This window comes from Brachyspira hampsonii 30446, from assembly GCF_000316195.1.
GTDB lineage: Bacteria > Spirochaetota > Brachyspiria > Brachyspirales > Brachyspiraceae > Brachyspira > Brachyspira hampsonii_C.
Genome location: NZ_JH994110.1, coordinates 940,836 through 961,856 on the forward strand (window position 1 = coordinate 940,836; position 21,021 = coordinate 961,856).

The 21,021-nt window shown below is 26.9% G+C and carries 20 protein-coding genes; 11 read left to right on the forward strand and 9 right to left on the reverse strand.

Annotation, left to right across the window (positions count from 1 at the left end):
* The first annotated feature begins 674 nt into the window (after positions 1–674).
* From A966_RS04175 to A966_RS04190, 4 genes are all read left to right on the forward strand, one after another.
* Entirely contained in the window at positions 675–1,001 is a 327-nt protein-coding gene (locus tag A966_RS04175; RefSeq protein WP_008722871.1) for a YbjQ family protein, read from the forward strand.
* Between the two features lie 21 nt (positions 1,002–1,022).
* On the forward strand, positions 1,023–1,694 hold the full coding sequence (locus tag A966_RS04180; RefSeq protein WP_008722872.1) for an LOG family protein: 672 nt from the start codon (positions 1,023–1,025) through the stop codon (positions 1,692–1,694).
* Positions 1,691–2,287, forward strand: a complete 597-nt coding sequence (locus tag A966_RS04185) for a hypothetical protein (protein ID WP_008722873.1) — start codon at positions 1,691–1,693, stop codon at positions 2,285–2,287. The genes A966_RS04180 and A966_RS04185 overlap by 4 nt, the downstream gene beginning before the upstream one ends.
* 411 nt (positions 2,288–2,698) lie before the next feature.
* Positions 2,699–4,084, forward strand: coding sequence for a sodium-dependent transporter (locus A966_RS04190; RefSeq protein ID WP_008722875.1), 1,386 nt, complete (start codon positions 2,699–2,701; stop codon positions 4,082–4,084).
* A gap of 437 nt (positions 4,085–4,521) precedes the next feature.
* On the opposite strand, the gene mgtE is transcribed toward A966_RS04190, so the two are convergent.
* Positions 4,522–5,886 (reverse strand): magnesium transporter, encoded by a 1,365-nt coding sequence (gene mgtE / locus A966_RS04195; RefSeq protein ID WP_008722877.1) that lies wholly within the window; start codon positions 5,884–5,886, stop codon positions 4,522–4,524.
* A gap of 135 nt (positions 5,887–6,021) precedes the next feature.
* On the opposite strand from mgtE, the gene pfkA reads away from it, so the two are divergent.
* Positions 6,022–7,002: a 6-phosphofructokinase gene (pfkA, locus tag A966_RS04200; RefSeq protein ID WP_008722879.1), complete on the forward strand. Its 981-nt coding sequence runs from the start codon at positions 6,022–6,024 to the stop codon at positions 7,000–7,002.
* A 26-nt stretch (positions 7,003–7,028) separates the two neighbouring features.
* Positions 7,029–7,787, forward strand: a complete 759-nt coding sequence (locus A966_RS04205; protein ID WP_008722880.1) for a WecB/TagA/CpsF family glycosyltransferase — start codon at positions 7,029–7,031, stop codon at positions 7,785–7,787.
* An 82-nt stretch (positions 7,788–7,869) separates the two neighbouring features.
* Here the strand turns inward: A966_RS04205 and A966_RS04210 are convergent, their stop codons facing one another.
* The 4 genes from A966_RS04210 to A966_RS04225 all read right to left on the reverse strand — a co-directional run bounded on the left by A966_RS04210 (position 7,870) and on the right by A966_RS04225 (position 11,700).
* A complete protein-coding gene (locus A966_RS04210) occupies positions 7,870–8,910 on the reverse strand; it encodes a tetratricopeptide repeat protein (RefSeq protein WP_008722881.1) in 1,041 nt (346 codons plus the stop codon).
* Between the two features lie 16 nt (positions 8,911–8,926).
* Positions 8,927–9,895 (reverse strand): hypothetical protein, encoded by a 969-nt coding sequence (locus A966_RS04215; protein ID WP_008722882.1) that lies wholly within the window; start codon positions 9,893–9,895, stop codon positions 8,927–8,929.
* Positions 9,896–10,327: 432 nt separating this feature from the next.
* Positions 10,328–11,185 (reverse strand): DUF368 domain-containing protein, encoded by an 858-nt coding sequence (locus A966_RS04220; RefSeq protein ID WP_008722884.1) that lies wholly within the window; start codon positions 11,183–11,185, stop codon positions 10,328–10,330.
* 131 nt (positions 11,186–11,316) lie between these two features.
* Positions 11,317–11,700: a RidA family protein gene (locus A966_RS04225; RefSeq protein WP_008722886.1), complete on the reverse strand. Its 384-nt coding sequence runs from the start codon at positions 11,698–11,700 to the stop codon at positions 11,317–11,319.
* Positions 11,701–11,892: 192 nt separating this feature from the next.
* Here A966_RS04225 and aroE point away from each other — a divergent pair, with 192 nt between their 5' ends.
* The 3 genes from aroE (at position 11,893) to A966_RS04240 (ending at position 14,447) form a co-directional block, all read left to right on the forward strand.
* On the forward strand, positions 11,893–12,744 hold the full coding sequence (aroE, locus tag A966_RS04230) for a shikimate dehydrogenase (protein WP_008722887.1): 852 nt from the start codon (positions 11,893–11,895) through the stop codon (positions 12,742–12,744).
* A gap of 34 nt (positions 12,745–12,778) precedes the next feature.
* Positions 12,779–13,537 carry a type I 3-dehydroquinate dehydratase gene (gene aroD, locus A966_RS04235; RefSeq protein ID WP_008722888.1) on the forward strand — a complete coding sequence of 253 codons (759 nt, stop codon included), beginning with the start codon at positions 12,779–12,781 and terminating at the stop codon, positions 13,535–13,537.
* A 76-nt stretch (positions 13,538–13,613) separates the two neighbouring features.
* Entirely contained in the window at positions 13,614–14,447 is an 834-nt protein-coding gene (locus tag A966_RS04240; protein WP_008722889.1) for a leucine-rich repeat domain-containing protein, read from the forward strand.
* An 81-nt stretch (positions 14,448–14,528) separates the two neighbouring features.
* Here A966_RS04240 and A966_RS04245 read toward each other — a convergent pair whose 3' ends face one another.
* From A966_RS04245 to A966_RS04255, 3 genes are all read right to left on the reverse strand, one after another.
* Positions 14,529–15,362 (reverse strand): amino acid ABC transporter substrate-binding protein, encoded by an 834-nt coding sequence (locus tag A966_RS04245; RefSeq protein ID WP_008722890.1) that lies wholly within the window; start codon positions 15,360–15,362, stop codon positions 14,529–14,531.
* 231 nt (positions 15,363–15,593) lie between these two features.
* A complete protein-coding gene (locus A966_RS04250; protein WP_008722891.1) occupies positions 15,594–16,367 on the reverse strand; it encodes an amino acid ABC transporter ATP-binding protein in 774 nt (257 codons plus the stop codon).
* The gene (locus tag A966_RS04255) at positions 16,351–17,001 is read right to left on the reverse strand and encodes an amino acid ABC transporter permease (protein WP_008722892.1); all 651 of its coding nucleotides are present in this window, start codon (positions 16,999–17,001) and stop codon (positions 16,351–16,353) included. Before A966_RS04255 ends, A966_RS04250 begins: the two co-directional genes overlap by 17 nt.
* Before the next feature lie 276 nt (positions 17,002–17,277).
* Here A966_RS04255 and A966_RS04260 point away from each other — a divergent pair, with 276 nt between their 5' ends.
* Positions 17,278–18,342 (forward strand): hypothetical protein, encoded by a 1,065-nt coding sequence (locus A966_RS04260; RefSeq protein WP_008722894.1) that lies wholly within the window; start codon positions 17,278–17,280, stop codon positions 18,340–18,342.
* A gap of 48 nt (positions 18,343–18,390) precedes the next feature.
* Complete coding sequence (locus A966_RS04265) at positions 18,391–19,140, forward strand: SDR family oxidoreductase (protein WP_008722896.1); 750 nt, start codon at positions 18,391–18,393, stop codon at positions 19,138–19,140.
* A gap of 446 nt (positions 19,141–19,586) precedes the next feature.
* On the opposite strand, the gene A966_RS04270 is transcribed toward A966_RS04265, so the two are convergent.
* On the reverse strand, positions 19,587–20,975 hold the full coding sequence (locus tag A966_RS04270; protein WP_008722898.1) for a DUF4132 domain-containing protein: 1,389 nt from the start codon (positions 20,973–20,975) through the stop codon (positions 19,587–19,589).
* Positions 20,976–21,021: the final 46 nt, after the last annotated feature.

The window sequence follows — 21,021 nt, forward strand, 5'->3', positions numbered from 1 at the left end:
CGAACAAAAATTACAAAAATTTAGTCATGATCCTTTTGAAGGCTGGATAGAAAAAGAATGGCGTCATGGAGAAGGAAGAGTTCCTGTAAATACATCGTTTAATTCTGATTCTCAAATAGAAGGAAATTATACTGTTCAATTATGGAAAGAATGGGGTATAATGAAATAAAAATATTAATTGATGAATAATAAAACATATAAAGGGTTATTGTAATTTATACTGCAGTAACTCTTTTTTATAACCTTAATTATCAAAACTTTTAATCATAATCATTATAATAAAAAATCATTAATAATGTTTACAGCTTTTCCGACAAATTAACATAATATTTAATAATATAAATAATAATGAGTGCTGATATCAATATCTTCACAGTTAATTACTTAACGCAAATTAGAAATATTAGAATTAGTTAAAATAAATATATATTTAGCTAAACTTGTTATGAAAGATTTGCTTGCAGGGCTTAAAATATTGTGGACAGTGAAATTAAAAGCTATACCAAAATGGTTAATAAAAGCTAGATAAAAGAAGCAAAAAAATGATAGAAGATGGAAAAATTAAATGCTAATGCCATAATAATTAATTTTTCTTCATCTTCTGTACTTAAACTAACCATATAAGTTGATACTTACGGTATTGCTATTTATTGAAAAAGTTATAAGGAGTAAAAATGGATAACGATATAAAATTATTTACAGTTGATTATTTACCCAACGGATATAATTATGAATTATTAGGGTTAGTTAAAGGAAATATAGCACAGGCTAAGCATATAGGAAAAGATTTACTTGCAGGACTTAAAAATATTGTGGGCGGTGAAGTTGAAAGCTATACCGAAATGATTAGTGAAGCTAGAGAAAAGGCTACTAAAAGAATGATAGAAGAAGCTAAAAAATTAGGAGCTAATGCTGTAATAGGAGTACATTATTCATCTTCATCGGTAATGGAGGGAACTACAGAAGTTATTGCTTACGGCACTGCTGTAATTATAAAATAATAAAAAGGCGGAAATAAAATAATGAGAAAAGAAACTTATACTTATGAATTACAAAATTCGGATATGCCTAATGAATCTTGGCGTATATTTAGAATAATGGGAGAGTTTGTAGAAGGATTTGAAACTATGTCCTACTATAAAAATGCTATTTCTATATTTGGGAGTGCAAGAACTTCAGAAGATCACCCGCATTATAAATTAGCCTATGAAACTGCTAAATTACTAGGTGAAAATAAATACGATATAATAACAGGAGGCGGTCCTGGAATAATGGAAGCTGGAAACAGAGGAGCTTTTGATTCTAATGCAGGTTCTATAGGTTTATGCATAGAATTGCCTTTTGAACAGAAAACTAATCCGTATGTTAAAGAAGAATTAAAATTCAGATATTTCTTTGCTAGAAAAGTAATGTTCTTAAAATATGCAAAAGCTGTTATAATATTTCCAGGCGGTTTTGGTACTATGGACGAGATGTTTGAAACTCTCACTCTAATACAGACAAGAGTCCTTGCTAGAATGCCTCTTATAGTTATGAATTATAGCTATTACACTGATCTAATAGAATGGATAAAAAAATATATGATAGGAGAAAATTATATAGATCTTGAGGATTTGAACTTAATAAAATATGCTGAAACTCCTCAGGAAACTTTAGATATAATCAATTCATTTTATCAAAATAAACAAAAATGAAATATACAAAATATATAATAGTAATTTTATTAATAAATATAAATATGGTATTTGCCCAATTACCGGAGCTTTTTGACTTAAATGGGTATAAAGAGTTAAAATTTGGAATGAGCATTGAAGAAGCTGATAATAAAATTACTAATTATAATGTAAACTTATATGCTGATTTTTTTGAATCATTTGAATTAGAAAATAATACTATTCTTAATATATATAAAAATGACACAGAAAAATTGGCATATTATCTATATTTCCACAATAATGAGCTTTACAGAATAGAGATATGCAATCATATAGGTGATATTTATAATAATCCTTCCTTTTATAATCCTGTAACTATGGCTGATATTAACAATATAAAAGAAGAGCTTACTTTCAAATATGGGCAAATAACAAAAATGGATGTCAAACATTATTCATTTTATAAAAAACCTTTTGAGGAGTATATAATATGGTGGTCATCTGAGCTTGCAAGCGTATCATTATATATAAAACCTGATTTGGATACTTTAGACAATGTTATGAAGCATTATTCATATAGAATTTCTTTTTATGATGAGATTAAAATAAAAAAAATATATTCATCAAAATAACACTAACTCCCCGCCCTTTTTTCTTTATTACTTTATATAAAATTTCAGCTTTTATTTTTTTAAAGCTTATACAGAAATTATAGCTCCCACCCTAGTTTTTTATAAAAATTAATATCTCTTCAACGCACGTTAAGCAAAATAAAAAATAAAGAAAAATTAATAATACAACTTCAATTATATTTATAGCTAAACTAACCGTGCGTTAAATAGATTTTAAAACTAATACCAACTTGGGCGGGTGCTGAAATTTCTAATAGAGTAATAAATATAATTTAAATTATAAATAAAAATTTAGCCACAAAATATAAAGGGCGGGGTATGTAAATGAAATTTTATTATTATAAGTTTTAATAATTTATAATATATAGTATAATTTAAAAAGATAGTTATAATCATTTGGAGTATATACAGATGCAAAAAAGAGAGAAACTAGGCAGCAGATTCGGATTTATACTAGTATCTGCAGGCTGTGCGGTTGGAATGGGCAATGTTTGGAGATTTCCATATATAACAGGACAATACGGAGGCGGTGCTTTTGTAATATTATATATCGTATCTATAATTATATTAGGTGTGGCTCCTATGGTAATGGAATTCGCGGTAGGAAGAGCAGGCAGACATGATATAGCTACTTCATTTGAGAAACTTGAGAAGAAAGGACATAATTGGCATAAAATAGGTTATATTCAAATATTGGGTAATGTTATTCTTATGTTGTTTTATACAACTATATGCGGCTGGTGTTTATCTTATTTTTACTTTATGCTTTCAGGACAATTTGAAGGACTTAATGCAAATGAAGTTGGAAATTTCTTTAATGGCGTTTTAGGAAGTCCATCTACATTAACATTATGGATGGGTATAAGTTTATTAATTGGTATAATAATATGCTCTTTCGGACTAGAGAAAGGTGTAGAAAGAGCAAGTAAATTTATGATGATTTCATTATTTGCTCTTTTAATACTTCTTATAATCAGAGCATTAACTTTAAAAGGTGCAGTAGAAGGATTAAAATTTTATTTAGTACCGGATTTAAATAAATTATTTGGAAACGGCCTTACAGGATTTATAGGAATATTTTACGCTGCTATCGGTCAGGCATTCTTTTCTTTGAGTGTAGGTCAGGGCGGAATGGCTATATTCGGAAGCTATATAGATAAAAAACAATCTCTTACAGGAGAAGCATTAATAATAATAGCATTAGATACTATGGTAGCTTTATTTTCCGGACTTGTAGTATTTCCAGCATGCTTCGCTTTCGGTGTAAATCCAGGAGAAGGTGCCGGACTTGCATTCGTAACATTGCCTAATATATTTAATTCTATGCCATTAGGAAGATTATGGGGAGCATTGTTTTTCTTATTCTTAGCAATGGCAGCACTTACTACTATAATAGGTGTATTAGAAAATATATATTCATTTATCATGGATAAATTCAAACTTACAAGACAAAAAACTTCTATTGTATTATTTATGATATTATTTATACTTAGCCTGCCTACAACTTTAGGATTTAATGTATTATCTAATATTAAACCATTGGGAGAAGGCACTGTCATAATGGATTTACTTGACTTTATAGTATCAAATAATATACTTCCTTTGGGTGCTTTGGTAACTCTATTTTTCTGTACAAGAGATTTCGGATGGGGATTCGATAACTTTATAAAAGAAGCTAATACGGGAGAAGGTATAAAATTTCCTAGAAGATTAAGATTCTATGTTAGTTATATACTTCCTTTTATAGTATTGGCAATATTTTTATATGAGTATATAAACAGATTTTTTTTGAAATAATTGTTTGGCTTATTAAGTATATATTTTATTGATTTCATAAACATTAATAGACCTGTTGCAATTTTGTATTTTTATACAGTTATGATTAAAAATACATAATATAAATTTTATTTATAGTAGTTTTATATATTATTTTTTGTTTAAAATGTAATATAATTTTATACAAATAAGATATAAAAATGCAGTCTTTCGCCACAGGCGTACTTCGTATGCTTCTCGCCGAAGGCGTACTTCGTATGTGCCACACCGAAGGCGGACAGAGTCACAAAAGAAGTGGGGTTTGGCACGACTGTGTACTTCGTAGGCAAAGCCCCAATTATTAAAACTATAAATATTATTTTTAAATTTATTATATAATAATATCACTATATGTATGTACAAAATTACAACAAATCTAATGAAATATGTGCTTTTTTATTATTAAACTTGTTTCAAAACTATTTAGAAAAGTTAGCAAGTATCGTAGTGGCAAGAAGTAAATATATAGCAGTACCGCTAATATCACATATAGAAGTAACAAGAGGTACGCTGCTGGTAGTAGGATCTTTTTTAAACTTGACGAATAAAAACGGCAGGCATAAACCTATCAAACTCCCTATAACAACAACTAATATCATAGAAAGCGACACAACCAATGCTATGATTAAACCTCCCCTGAAAATAGCAATCAATGATACAGCTGCACTCATAGTAAGTCCAAGAGCAGTAGAAACAAGTATCTCTTTTCCAAGCATAAAAAGCCAATCGCTTTTTTTAACATCTCCAACAGATAAACTTCTTATTATAAGAGTTGATGACTGAGCACCGGCATTTCCAGCACTATCTATAAGCAGAGGTAAGAAAAATATCAAAGAAACATATCTGCTTATAGTCTCTTCAAACATTCCTATAACATATCCTGATACAATATTAACAAATACTAAAACAAAAAGCCAAAATATTCTTCTTTTGTAAAGGACAATAGGATTAGCTTGCTTTATATTACTGTCAAAATCATCGTCTATACTAATAGCCCCCAATTTATGGAAGTCCTCCGTATCCTCTTCTTCTGCTATATCAAATATATCATCTATAGTAACAATACCTATCAAAGCATTTTTAGAATCCACAACAGGTATATAAAGTAAATCATATTTTCTTCCTACTCTAACAGCTTCTTCCTGATCCGAATATACAGACAAATATATTATATCTGTATGCATAAGGTCTTCTATTTTATCATATTGATTTGCAAATAATAAATCTTTTAATAAAATATATCCTATTAAAGTATCATCTTTTTGAACAACATATATAACTTCAAAAGTTTCAGAATCTTTACCGTATTTTCTAATATATTCTAAAGTCTGTTTGACAGTATAATCCGGCAGAACATCTATATATTCAGGAGTCATTATACGCCCTATACTGTCTTCAGGATATCCTAATAACTGCCTTGTAATATTTAAATCTTTCTCTCCCATCAAAGAAAAAATCTTTTTTGTTATATCGGAAGGAAGTTCTTCAAAAAGAGAGGTTCTGTCATCAGGACTCATATCATGAATAAGTTCTTTTAACTCATTTTCATTCATGGAAATGATAATTTTTTCCTGTTCTTCCGGTTCTAATTCGGAAAATACATAAGCCGACATCTCTCTTGATAAAAGCCTAAATACTATACTTCTATTTTTATCGCTGTCTAATATTCGTATAATATCTACTATTTCAGCTGCATGCATACCAGCAAGTAAATATTTAAGTTTGTCCCATCTTTGATTTTCTATTATATTAATAATTTCAGTATATTCTTTATTTTCTACCATGCTTCTATCGTATTTTTTTTATATTTATATATATCAATTCTTTTATTATTATTATATAATATATACATTATATAATAATAATAAAAAAAACCAACAATATAATTTTAATATTATCAATATAAAGGAGTTACTTATATGGCTGATATAAAAAAAATTGGGGTATTAACAAGCGGGGGAGATGCTTCCGGAATGAACCCTGCTATAAGAAGCGTAGTTAGAACCGCAATAGCCAATGGTTTAGAAGTTATGGGTATTAAAGAAGGATATCAAGGACTTATGTATAATGATGTATATCAAATGAATCCCGGAAGTGTAGGAGGAATCATTAATCATGGAGGCACTATACTATTTTCAGCAAGATCTCCTGAATTCCAAACAGAAGAAGGCATGAAAAAAGCTGCTGATAACATGAGATATCATGGAATGGATGCTTTAATTGTTATAGGAGGAGACGGAACTTATAAAGGTGCTTTAGATTTTTATAATCATCACCCAGATTTTCCTATAGTAGCAATACCGGGAACTATAGATAATGATATATTTGGTACAGACTACACTATAGGTTATGATACTGCTGTTAATGTGGCAATGGATGCTATAGACAAATTAAGAGATACTGCTACAAGTCATGGAAGATGTTTTGTTGTAGAAGTTATGGGAAGACATGCAGGATACATTGCATTAGAGGTTGGAATAGCTTCAGGAGCTGAGGATATATTAATACCTGAAACTACAACTGATATGGATAAGATAGTAGAGGAATTACAAATTGCCAAAAAAAGAGGAAAAAAATCTTCTATCATAGTTGTAGCTGAAGGTGATGAATCAGGCGGCGCTATGGAAGTTGCTAAACAAATTGAGGGTAAAACAGGTTTCGATACACGCGTTACTATATTAGGACACATGCAAAGAGGCGGTTCGCCTACTTCAAGAGAGCGTTTGATGGCGGCAAGATTCGGTTATATTGCTGTTAAAGCTTTATTAGAAGGAAAGAAAAATGTTGCTGTAGGAATTTGGAAAGGTGAATATACTTATACTCCTTTAACTGATGCTGTAAAAAAAGTTCCTAAGATAGATCCTATAGACTTGGCTTTATGCAGAACTCTTGCTATATAATAAACAAATAAAGGCTATAATTTATTATGATACAGAATAAATCCATTTTAGGAATAAGAATTGACAGTTTCCAGGTTAGTCTTGAAGAAATACTTGACTACCTTAAATATGGAAAAAATATACTCATAATATCTCTGGATGTGCATAAATTACTAAAAATAAGATATAATAAAAAATTAAAAGAGATTATAAATAATTCTTCTTTAGTGATTGCTGCACACCCTTCTATAGCCAAAGCTTATAAATTTATTCATAAAGAAGAAATAAATTATATTAATGAATTCATTTTATTTTCAAAAGTTCTGGATTATATAGAACAAAAAAATATGTCTATGTTTTTATTCGGAGATGAAGAAAAATATTTCTTTACTATATCTGAAAAAATTAAAAAGATTTATCCGGGTATTTATATGCTTGGCAATTATCAAAATACAAAAGATAAAGAAGAATTAGATAAAGCATTTATAGGTTTTAAAAAGATAGAACCTGATGTATTTTTAATGTATATGGAATTCAAGAAATCTTTATATTGGTTCAATAATAATAAACAAAATTTAGATATGAAATTTTTTATTCCATTCAAAAGGCCATTAGATAGTTTTGCAGGTAAAATAAAACCTCCTAGTATGGAGATACTAAATAAAAATAAATACGAATCATTCTATGCCAAAAAAAATATATTCAGAATATTCTTATATATTGACTATATAAGATTTTGGATATTAGTTTTCTTTGAAAAACTTACAACTAAAAAAGATAAGAAAAATACTGTTTCAAACAACTAATCAATACAAATATATTTCACCTAATATATAATTTTCTAATACTTTACAAATTCGTAAAAACAGCAAATTTTATACAGCATTTCTAATTAATAGCAAGCAAAGTTTCCTGCAAAGCCTGCATATATTCTCTTGCCCTTGAGACATTAGGATTAGCCGGATATTCCGATATAAAAGTATCAAAAACCTTATAAGAATCAGCGTATCTTCCTACTTTAAAATATGATAAGCCTATATAAAGTAAAGCCTCAGCATCTAATGTATAAACATTATTAAGTCTTACTCTATTATAATACTCCAATGCTCTGTTGTAATTTTTTTCATTATAGTATGACTGAGCTATTCTAAATAAAGCCTCTTCGGCATATTCAGTTCTAGGAAATAATTCTGCTATTTTTGTATAATACATTCTTGATTTTATATAATTAGTTTCCACAAAAGTTTTATGAGCCATAGCAGGCACTTGTATCAAATATGTTCTTACAACTTCATCATAATATATACTTGTTTTGTTATATTTAAGGAAATCCTCATAAGTTTCAAATGCCCTGTCATATTCATTCATATTGAAATAAACTCTTGCTCTTCCAAGAACTGCCAATTCTCCCTCATTTCTTAGGAAATAACTTAAAGCTTCTCCGTATTTTTGCTGAAGGAATAATTGATAGCCGTATTGTACATTTATTTTTGATGCTAAATTTGAATCGCCGACTTTTAAATTTTGCTGCAGTTTTGACATTATATATGGATCTGCATTATTTTCTAATCTTGATATATCTGCATAAGCTATAACTGCATTTGTGGAGTATTGAATAAAGTCAGGATTATTTATGATATTGGCAAGTCTTTCTTTTGCCAAGGAATATTTTTTTAATCTTTTTAAAGAATCTGCCACCATAAAATAAGATTCTGCTATATTATTTATAGGTCTTGATTTACTATCTATGGATAAATATTCATTTAAATTATTAATAGCTTCCTGATAATTTTCTATTTCATAACTTCTTTTTCCCTTCTGAAAATATCTTTCAGGAGATGATAATGCTGATACTTTAGTGATGAATACTCCGCCTAATATTGCTACTATAGTTATAACAGATGCTAAAACTGCTGCATAAGTTTTCATAAATCATATACTCCAATTATAAATCACTTAAAACCTGATTTATCCAAAAATTAACTTCCTGACTGTTATAAGATTTTATACGGTTAAAAGCATCTAATGAATTTTTCTTTCTACCCAAATACTTATAACATTTTCCAAGAAGAAGATTAATATCATAATACAAATCTCTATTTATATTTCTAACAGATACAGGCTCCAATATAGAAGCTGCCTGAGAATAATTTTTTAATTTAAACTGTGCTAATGCTCTGTCATATTCTGCTTTATATCTGCTGTACTCATTTTGAGCAGAATTATTAATACTTCTGCTAGATGATGATGGTACAGGAGTAGTTATATTATTTGTCAATGTAACTGTATTTGTCAATGTAACTGTGTTCGTAAAAGTAACTGTATTTGTTAATAAAATATTATTTGTAAATATAATATTATTAGTAACAGTTACAGTATTGGTAATAATATTATTATTTGTATTGTATTTTAAATTATTATTTAAAACATTCTCTGTTGTTATTCCATTAAATGACAAAGCTGATGTATCAATATTTTCCTCAGCATTATAAAAAACCAAATCATTTATATATGAAACTACAGCATAATAGTATGTAGAAGTAATGACAGGAGTGTCTGATACAATATATCTCATTGAATCATTAGTTGCTTTTACATAATCTACTAATGTAGAATTAGAAAAAGACGACTTACCTATTATAGGGCTTTTACTTCTATAAACATAGTATACTAAATTAGTATCGGTTATTCCTTGCCACTCTATCAATACTATATTGCTATTAGTATCTGAAGCAGAAATCTTTATATTAGATACAAATCTTTCAGCATTAGGCAAATTATTTATTAAAGCTTCATCATAATAAGCAGAGGTTTGGGTATATAAAACATTTATTGATATATAAAAGAATATTATGCTTATAAATCCAAATAATAAATAAATACCATTTTTTTTTCTTCTATTATTTTTACTCATACAATTATCCTATAAATGCTTTTTCAATTTTCGGAAATGAAATATATAAAATTTAATCGAAGAATATAAATGATAAAACTAGAGTTTAAAATAAAAAAGCCGGAAAATTAACTTTCCAGCTTATAATAGACTTATTTCAAAACTACTTGATAAGATTATATATAAAAATTTAGTAATTTATCAATTACAAAATAATGTTTTACATGTTGTATAATTTATTTGTTTCAATGTATAAACATACAGTCCTTCGCGTCTGCGGGCTGTGCCTGCTTCTCGCCGCAGGCGGGCTTTACCTGTGCCACACTGAAGGCCGACAGGTGTCACAAAAGAAGTGGGAGCGTGGCACGAATGTGTACTTCGTAGGGATACTCCCCACAAAATTATAAAAAATTAGTTTTGAAACAAGTCTAATATATAATAATATTTTATTAATTATATTTTCTCCATACCTATAGCAACCAAGAAACCAACACACATAGAAATAACTGTGGAAGCTAGCATAGGAAGACTCATAGATGTAATATTAGGCCATAAACTTAAAAATGATACTATTATAATACCAAGAACAAATCCAAATAAAGTGGATTTATATTTTTGAAGCAGTATAGTTACAAGTTTTGATATACCGAATATTCCTATAACTACACCTAAGCCTAAAAATATTAAAGGAATTAGAAGGCTGAAATTAAAAGTATCTACAAATGATGATATAAAATATGATATATTTTCATATTCCCCTAATATAAGTAAAAGCAAAGAGCCTGATATTCCCGGTATAACCATAGCAACAGCGGCAGCTATACCGCATAAAAATAATTTAATACCATAAATTAGTGAAAAATTTCCTACATAAGTGGTTTCACCTACAGGCTTATTTATATCAAAATACACAAACACCGCCATAATAAAAGCACCTATAAAAAATGCTATAAAAACTTTAAAATTAAACTCTTCCACTGTTTTTGTTATAAATGGAAAAGAACCCAATATGAGTCCTACAAAAAATATTCTAGTCGGTATAGGATAATAAGTAAATGTATAATTTATGAGTTTTAAAAATAATACTATGGAAATACCCGCACCTAAAGCAACAGGAATCAAAACTTTTAAACTTTCTTTTATTTCTTCCCATTTTAATTTTATTAATGCATTAGGCAAAATTGATATAGCATAAGTCAATTTTTCATAAATACCCAATACAAAAGCAATAGTTCCTCCGGATACGCCCGGTATGGCATTGGCAATACCTATAGCCATTCCTTTGATAAAATATGATATATAATTTCTCATGATTTCCTCTTAAAGATTAATTATTTATATAGTGATAATAAGATAAGTAAAATATTTGAATAATATAAGACAAGTTATAAAAAAAATAACCATGAATATATATACATACTCATGGCTATTATTAATAATAATCAATTTATAACAGCAATTATTTCAACTTCTACTAAAGCATCTTTAGGCAAAGCTTTTATAGCAACAGTGCTTCTTGCAGGAGGATTTTCTGGGAAATAAGCTGCATATACTTCATTAAAAGAAGCAAAATTAGCCATATCTGTTAAGAAACAAGTAGTTTTAATAATATTAGCCATAGTTAAATTTTCTGATTCTAAAAGACCTTTAATATTTTCCATAACTCTTTCAGTTTGTTTTTTTATATCATTTTCAGCCATATCACCGCTTACTGGATCCAAAGGTATTTGACCTGATGCAAAAATAAAATTTCCGCTTTTTACTGCTTGAGAATAAGGACCTATTGCCTTAGGTGCTTTATGTGTTTTAATGATTTTTTTATCCATGTATCGATTCTCCTTTATATGTCTTTTTAATTTTTTCCGTCTTTTTTATTATGTTAATTATAATTATTTTTCTATAAAATATCAAGTAATTTATACGCTATTTTTTTATTTATATAATTATTAGTATTTGACAATAATAAAAATTATATTATTATCTATAACAATATTTATAAAAATAATAAGGCTTTAAATATGCAAGTAAATGCTGAAACTATATTAACAGGACTATTCGCATCACCTTCAAAGCATAGCATATCACCCATTATGCATAATGAAGGATTTAATAAACTTAATCTTAATTATATATATTTAGCTTTTGAAGTTGATAAAAACAATTTAAAAGAGGCTGTAAATTCTATAAGAACGCTTAATATGAGAGGCGTTAATTTATCTATGCCTAATAAAAAAGAAGTAATAAAATATTTGGATAATATATCCGAAGCTGCAGAACTTTCACAAAGTGTAAATACTATAGTAAATAATAATGGAATACTTACAGGATATAGTACAGACGGCGAAGGATTTATAAAATCATTAGAAGAAGAACAAGTATTTATAAAAGATAAAAATATTACTATATTAGGAACAGGAGGAGCTTCTATTGCTATAATATCTCAGGCGGCATTATATGGAGTTAAAGAAATATATGTATTTAAAAGAGATAAAAATTGGAATGAGCAGAAAAAGATCATAGATAATATTGCTTGTAAAACTAACTGCTCTATAACCCTGTATTCTTTAGAGGATAAAAATATATTAAAATCAAAGATAGAAAATAGTTATGTATTAATAAATGCCACAAGTGTCGGTATGAAAGAAGATGTTTCTCTTATAGAAGAGTCATCTTTCTTTAGAAATGATTTAGTAGTAAGCGACTGCATATACCACCCTGCGAAAACTAAATTATTAAAAATAGCAGAAAAAGAAGGATGCAAAATAATAAATGGAATGGGTATGTTATTATATCAAGGTGCTTTGGCTTTTGAACTTTGGACTAATAACAAAATGCCTGTAGAATATATTAAAAATATTATATTTAAATAGATATTATAATCTAAATATGAGAGAGGGTGCGGAAATGGAGAATATAGTAAAAATAAAAAATCTTAAATTAGGAGACGGTATTCCAAAAATATGTATATCTGTAGTTGAGAAAAATGAAAAGGATATCATTAAATATATAAAAGAGATAAGCAAACTTCCTGTTGATATTATAGAATGGAGGGCTGATTTTTTTATCAATAATATATCTGAATACAATGATAATTTTGATGATATAATATCATTTGCTAAAGAAATAAAAAAATCAAGCAGTAAGCCTATATTATTTACTTTAAGGAGCAATAAAGAAGGCGGAAATATCAAATATGATAAATACGAAAGCATTATAAATTTATATGATAATATAATAAAAAATAAATGCTTTGAATTGATAGATTTAGAATTATTAACTTTAAAAGAAAATGATATAAAAAAGTTAATCAAATCAGCTTCTTCAAATAATATAAAAACTATAATATCAAATCATGATTTTAATAAAACACCTTCAAAAAAAGAAATAATATCAAGAATTAATAAAATGATAAGATTAAAATGCGATATAGCAAAGGTTGCTTATATGCCCAAAAATAAAAAAGATGTTATTACATTGCTTGATGCCTCGAGCGATATAAAAAATTTCCCTATAATAGCTATCTCTATGGGAAATATTGGAATTATAAGCAGGATATTCGGTTCTATACTAACTTTTGCATCTGCAAAACGCTCATCTGCTCCGGGGCAAATAGAATCTATGAAATTAAAATACATATTAGACACTATTTACGAAAAAAATTAATTTTATTTTTTTAATGACAAAATCTGTCATAGTTATCTCCTATTATTATAATATAAAATAAATAGGAGAATAACAAATGCAAAATACACCTGCAATAAAAGAAAATGAATTAAACAATATTTATGAATTCTTAAAAAAGAATAATATAAATAAATATATTAATTACAGCAGAAAAAAATTACTAAATATTAAAAAATTAGATTTAAGCTCTTTAAAATTAAATTATATTCCAAAAGAAATCAATATATTAAAAAATCTTGAAACTTTAGATATATGCAATAACCATATAGAGGAAATACCTGAAAGTATATCTGAATTAGTAAATTTAAAATATATAGATGCAAGCTTCAATAAATTAAAAAAATTGCCAAAAAAAATATCATTACTTAAAAATATTGAAGAAATAGATATATCAAATAACATGTTTAAATCTTTTCCTAAAGAGATATACGATTTAAAACAATTAAAAGCTATTAATGTTTCAGGATATTCTTTAAATGAAATACCAAAAGAAATTTTCAGCTTAGTAAAATTAGAAAGATTGGATTTATCTAATAATAATATAGTAAATATACCTAATGATATTGCAAAGTTAAAAAATTTAGAAAAACTTTGTTTAAATAATAATAATATAACAAGAATACCTAAAAATATAGAAAAACTTTCTAAATTAAAAATTCTCTCTTTAAAAAATAATAATTTAGATGATATTAATGAGTATATAGGAAAATTAGAAAATCTTGAGGAATTTTATTTCAGCAGCAAACATACAATTAAAGCAGCAGAAAATTTTTATTCTTTAGCAAAATTAAAAAAACTATATATAGAGGGAGATTTTTCAGATATAAAAAATGATATATATAGATTAAAAAATATTGAACATTTATATTTAGCAAATAATTATCAATAATAAACTATTAAAAAAGTGCATACTATTATAACAGCTATAATAACATGCACTTTTTAATATATTTAATATATAATTTTACGGCTATTTTAAAAATATATCTTTAGCAAACCATTTCTGAGATATTTCAGCAGCCTTACCATCAGCTCTCATCTCATCTAATATTCTGTCTACCTCTGCCAAAAGTTTTTCATCGCTTTTTCTAAATCCGACACCGTATAATTCTTCTGTCAAAGGACTATTATCAACAACTACAAATGGAGCTTGTTTTTCAGATATATAATACTGAGCTGCAACTTCATCTATAATAACAGCATCTATTCTTTTAGCCTGCAAATCTAAAAATGCATTTACATTAACATCATATCTTCTAATCTCTTTAGCATTCTTACTAACAGGATCAGCAGTTAATGCTTCATCATTACTTCCAACCTGAACACCTAATACTTTTCCAGCCAAATCATCTTTAGAATTAATAGTATTATCATCAATAGCTTTTACTATAACAAGTCTGTTATTAAGATAAGGTTTAGAAAAATTAATCTGCTGTTTTCTAGCTTCATTGATAGTAACTCCATTCCAAAGTACATCAACATCGCCTTTATTAAGACTCAATATTGAACTAGACCATTCTATAGGCTTTATTTCCAATTCTACCACAAGTCTTGAAGCAACTTCTCTGGCTAAATCAATATCAAAGCCTACTACTTCTCCGTTTTCATCTCTAAATCCCATTGGAGCAAAAGTGTCATCTAAGCCTAATACTAATTTTCCGGCATCTTTCACTTTCTGCAATGAATTATCTTCTGCTTGAGCAGAGTTGTTTTCTGCAGTATTGTCAGCAGCATTATTACCTCCGCCGCAGCTTACAATAAATGCAAAAATAATAAATAATAAAATACTTGATATACGCTTCATATTGTTCTCCTAACTTTTATGATTTTTATAATATGATAAATTAATTGTTTGAATTTTTATTAATATGTTAAGGAATCATAAAGTTTATATGATAAAGGATCATCAAAAAACTATTCATAATAAAAACTCCCTAACACACTTTTTATTAATAAATACTATAATAATATTTAAAAAAATGTCAATATAGAAATTAAATTAATAATAGTTTATTCAGCTTTATTTTATAAATAATCATTTATGAAATATTTTATTTAGAAAATCTTTGATTCTTTCATTACTCTGATTATTAAAGAAATTAGAAGAACTATCCATAGCAATAATTTTTCCACCGTCCATAAAAGCAATATTTGTAGAAAGTTCTCTTACAAAGCTTATCTCATGGCTTACAACAATCATAGTCATTTTCTCTTTAGCAAGCTCTTTTAATACCGATAAAACCTCTCCTATAAGCTCAGGATCTAAAGCCGATGTAGGCTCATCGCAAAGAAGTATCTCCGGTTTCATAGCTAATGCCCTTGCAATAGCAACCCTCTGTTTCTGTCCTCCGGATAATTCATTCGGATAACTGTCTTTTTTATGTTTAAGTCCTACACTATCTAAAAGTTTTAATGCCTCTTCAATTGCTTCATCTTTATTCTGCTTCTTTACTACAATAGGAGCTTCTATTATATTTTCTAATGCTGTCTTATGGGGAAATAAATTAAAATGCTGAAATATCATTCCTATTTTTTCCTTACGCTTCATAAAATCTGCATGTGTAATATTTAAAGCCTTCTCCCCTTCTCTCTTACAAAATAATACTTCATTATCTATGTAAACTTCTCCATAATCCGGCTCTTCTATCTGTATAATATTTCTTAATAGCGAACTCTTTCCGGCTCCTGAAGGTCCTATAATAGAAAGTATATCTCCTTTATTAACTGTAAAGGATACTCCGTTTATAGCTGGAGTGTCTTTATAATGTTTCTTTATATTTACAACTTTCAAATTAGTTTCTGATGACATATTTCTTCTCCAATCGTCTGAATACAAGAACCAAAATAGAAGTAAAAATCAAATATATAATAGCTGCTATCAAAAACGGAAGCAATTTATAATCTCTAGTAAGTATTTGTCTTGCATGGAGCATTAAATCACCTATACCCAATACTATAACTAAAGAAGTATCTTTTATTAAATTAATAGCTTCATTAGAAAGCGGAGGAAGTACTCTTCTAACAGCCTGCGGAAGTATTATTCTAGTCATAATCTGTCTGTAGCTTAGATTAAGTGCAAAACCTGCCTCATACTGACCTTTCTCTATACTTTCAATACCAGCTCTGAATATCTCCATCATATAAGCAGAATAATTAAGTATAAAAGTGACCGCAGCAGATGTAAAAGCGGGAAAAGCTATCATATTATTGGTCATAAGAGGAAGTCCGTAATAAAAGAATATAAGCTGAAGTATTAAAGGAGTTCCTCTGAATATCCAAGCATATATATCAAAAATATACCTTAAAAACTTTGGAGCACTAAACTGCAATGCCGCAAAAAGCATAGATAATGGAATAGAAATCACGGCAGTTATAAAGTAAAGACATAAAGTGATGTATGTTCCCTTTAATAGGTACAAAGTAGTAGATATTACATAATCCATAAATAAAGCCAATAAATAATATAAAAGTTAATTAAAACACCATTATAATACTATTTGTAAAAATATCAATATAAAAGATAATTCAGAATATATATTATACTTGTTTCAAAACTAATACAAAATCTTGTCAAGTACTTTTGAAGCAAGCATAATATTCATGAATTTTATTTTGTTAAATTATTTTAATTTTATCATATATTTTTTACAAATTTTATAGTATTATATAAAATGTATTAAAATTAGGATTTTTTTAATATAATAAATGAGGTTTAATGAATGAGAAATATATTATATAATGAATATTTTGTTTTGATTATTTCTATTATTGTTTTAGTTATTATTTTCAAATACTTAATGAAAAATAAATACAGCCCTTATTTTTATATAAAAGATATAACTTTTTTTATACTTAAAGATAAGATTAATAATATATACATGTACTGCAATAAGTTTGAAAATATTGATGAGGGTGTTCATTATTTGTATATGGGTAAAATATTTATAAATAATGCAGCTTTATTCGGAATTTATGAGATTGCAGGAAACAGTAAAAAAATTGAAATTTTTGACTATGATACTGAAGACTTCATAACTTTAAACAGAAAAAATATTGCAGAAATAAATTTAAAAAACACTAATCTTTCAAAAATTGAATATATTATTGATATTAATGGTGAAATACTAGAAGGTATTTTTGAAATAATTAATGAACCTAAAATAAATATAAAAAATTTCCATATATGCGGATTTAAATATTTAAAAACTTACAACAAAGGAATAACTGTAACAATTCTTAATCATTTATTTAATTTTTATTATGCATTTATAGATAATAAAGAAAAAATAAATTTTGATATTAATGGAGAACATAGTTTTTCAGAAGATTTCAAATTTAAAAAAGAAAAAGATCTTTCAGATGAAGTTCGTTCAACTCTAAAACAATTTTCTAGTTATGAACTAAAACAATATTTTCTAACAATTAAAGATTTATATGCTTTTAATATACTATACTTAGATAAAAAAATTATTTGTATATATAAAAGAATTACTCAAATAAAAGAAAATAAAAAACTCATAATTAATAATATTTCTCTCATTTATGATTTGAATAGTCAAAGATTAATAAGTTCTTATTTTAAAGATTTAGTAAATAATTATTCTGAAATATTAAAAAAGTATAATGCACCTGACAATTTTTATAATGATGATTTAGTATTTCTTATAACAGATATTGGCATTATAGTAATGTCTATTTATGGCTATGAAAAAATATTCATTAACTCAAGTGATATAAAAGAATATATAAATAAAGATAATTATTTATATTATATATTTGATTAATTGATAATAAATAGGTTTTATATATTGCATAATTTTGAGGTATTTATTATGAAAAATAAAGTTTGTGTTATAACAGGTGCAGCTAACGGAATAGGAAGAGAAACTGCTATATTTTTTGCAAAAAACAACTGCGATATAGCATTTATTGATAAGGACAATGAAAACGGATTAAAGCTGCATAAACAAATAAAAGATATCGGCAGAGAATGCTTATTTATAAATGATAATATTGATAATGAAAAATCTATAAAATCATTTACAGACAAAGTAATAGAAAAATTTGGAAATATAGATTATTTAATAAATAATGCATGCTATTCTAATAAAGGACTTTTAAGTAAATGCAGTTATGATGACTTTTTAGATATTTTAAAAATAGGTGCTGCTGCTCCTTATGAAATAACAAAAAATTTAATGAATCATTTCAATGAAAAAGCATGCATAATAAATATTGCTTCTACAAGAGCTTTTATGTCACAGAAAGATAGTGAAAGTTATAGTGCAGCTAAAGGAGCTATTATAGCTTTAACACATGCTATGGCTATAAGTTTATCTCATAAATTGAGAGTCAATTCTATTAGTCCGGGCTGGATTAATACTATTGAAGATGCTTCATTCAGCAAAGAAGATATACTTCAGCATCCTAGTGCCAAAGTTGGAAAAACTTCTGATATAGCAAGCATTGCTTGGTTTTTATGCAGTAATGATTTTATAAATGGAGAAAATATTACAGCAGACGGTGGCATGACAAAGCTTATGATATATCATAATGATGAGGGATGGAAATTAGAAATTTAATTAAACGCACGGTTAATAAAATTTTATATATAAATAACATGTTATTATTAATTAACCTAAATATATAATTTCATTTTTCGTGCGGTATATGAATTCTAAATTAAAAAAACTCTTGGGCGGGCATCTAAAATTACAGAAAAATTTTTTAAAATAATATATAACAAAAATAACAAATAAATTCAAAAAGCCTATAGGGTGGGAATAAAAATAGGCAAAAAATCTATTTACATACCCCGCCCTTTATTCTTTGATGCTTATTTTTTAAACTCTAATTTTAATTAACATCATAGCTTACTTTGAAAAAGCACACCCGCCCAAATTTTTTTTAGATTATTGTGTCTCTTAACGCACGAAGAACTAAATGAAAAATACAGAATTATTTTAAATTAAAATTATTTATTAATAAAAAAATTTAGTACACCGTGCGTTAAATGAAATTAAAAAATCTATTTTAAATAATTAGATAATATAAGATAAGCTCCATATTCAAATCTTTCATCAGAGTTTTCAAATTTTATTTCTATATCTGTTGTGTCATTATTAGCCGAACTATAATAAATATCTGATACTTCTATATACAGAGAGGCTTCATTATATGAATCATACAAAAAATAAGAATTAATAAATCCTCCATCTCCGTCTTCTTTTTCCATACCCAATTTTAATGCAGTATTTTTTATAGCTCCTACAGTTACAGTTCTCGGTATTTTTGATATTAATTCTTCTATAGTATCCAATGATAATTGATTAAAAGGCTGAACTATATCATAATCTAAAAGCTGATTTTTCCATTTTTCTATTAATTCTTTATTAACTTCCATAGGACTCAATAAAGTTATTAAAGCATTATCTTCTATATTCATTTCTTCATCATCAGCATTATTAAATGAACCGTCCTCCATATATCTAAAAGTGCTTAATAAATTATTATCTTTATCATACACACCCCAAATAAGCTTGACAGCAAATGCTCTCATAAAAGGATTATCAAAAAATATTTCTTTCCACTCATTTAACGTCCATTTTCTGCCGTCCATTAATACTAATAGCAAACGCTCAGTCTGAGTCTTAAGCATTTTATTTATTTCACTTTTTAATTTTGTTAATTCTTTTTTAGGATTTTGAGGAAAATCTTTCGGAATAGTTTTATATTCTTTGTTTTTTATTTCATCAAATATTGATATACTAAAATCAGGCTTCAATGTTATTTTAAATTTTTTATTATCACTTTCTATTATTCTTATTCCATCTCTATTGAAATCAAAATCAGGTATAATCTTATCAGCAAAAGCCTCTTTACTCATTCCAAGCCTTATAGTAATATCAGTTAAAATTCCAGAACATGTATTTCTTATACTTCGCTGTTTGAATTTTCTTGAGGCCTCATAAACTAATCCAAGTCCTTTTTTTGATGCACTTAATGCAATAGCCTCAAACATAAAACATGCTAATTTAAATCTTCCGCTTGCAATAGATACCGCCATTTTATACAAATTATCAAGCTGTATATTATTTGCAAATATGCAGTATGGATATAGTATCCCTTTAGTTTTATTATCTTCATTCCATATATTGTATATGTTATCAAGTGCCTGTGTGAAACTTTCATTGTCTAAAGAATATCCTACTAAATCGGCATTTCTTATTCTGTATGATTCTTTTATATCCAAGTATTCTCCTAAAATATATCTTATTGCCTTACTTGGAACTTTGCTGCTTTTATCTTTTATAAGTACATTTGATATTATAGAATCATCTATAAATGAAGTAGTTTTATCAAATTTTTTATTATAATTTTTTTCTACTATATTATTAATATCTTCTAATGAAAGCATTATAATTAACCTTTAAAATATTTTCATACAAAATATATCATTTATA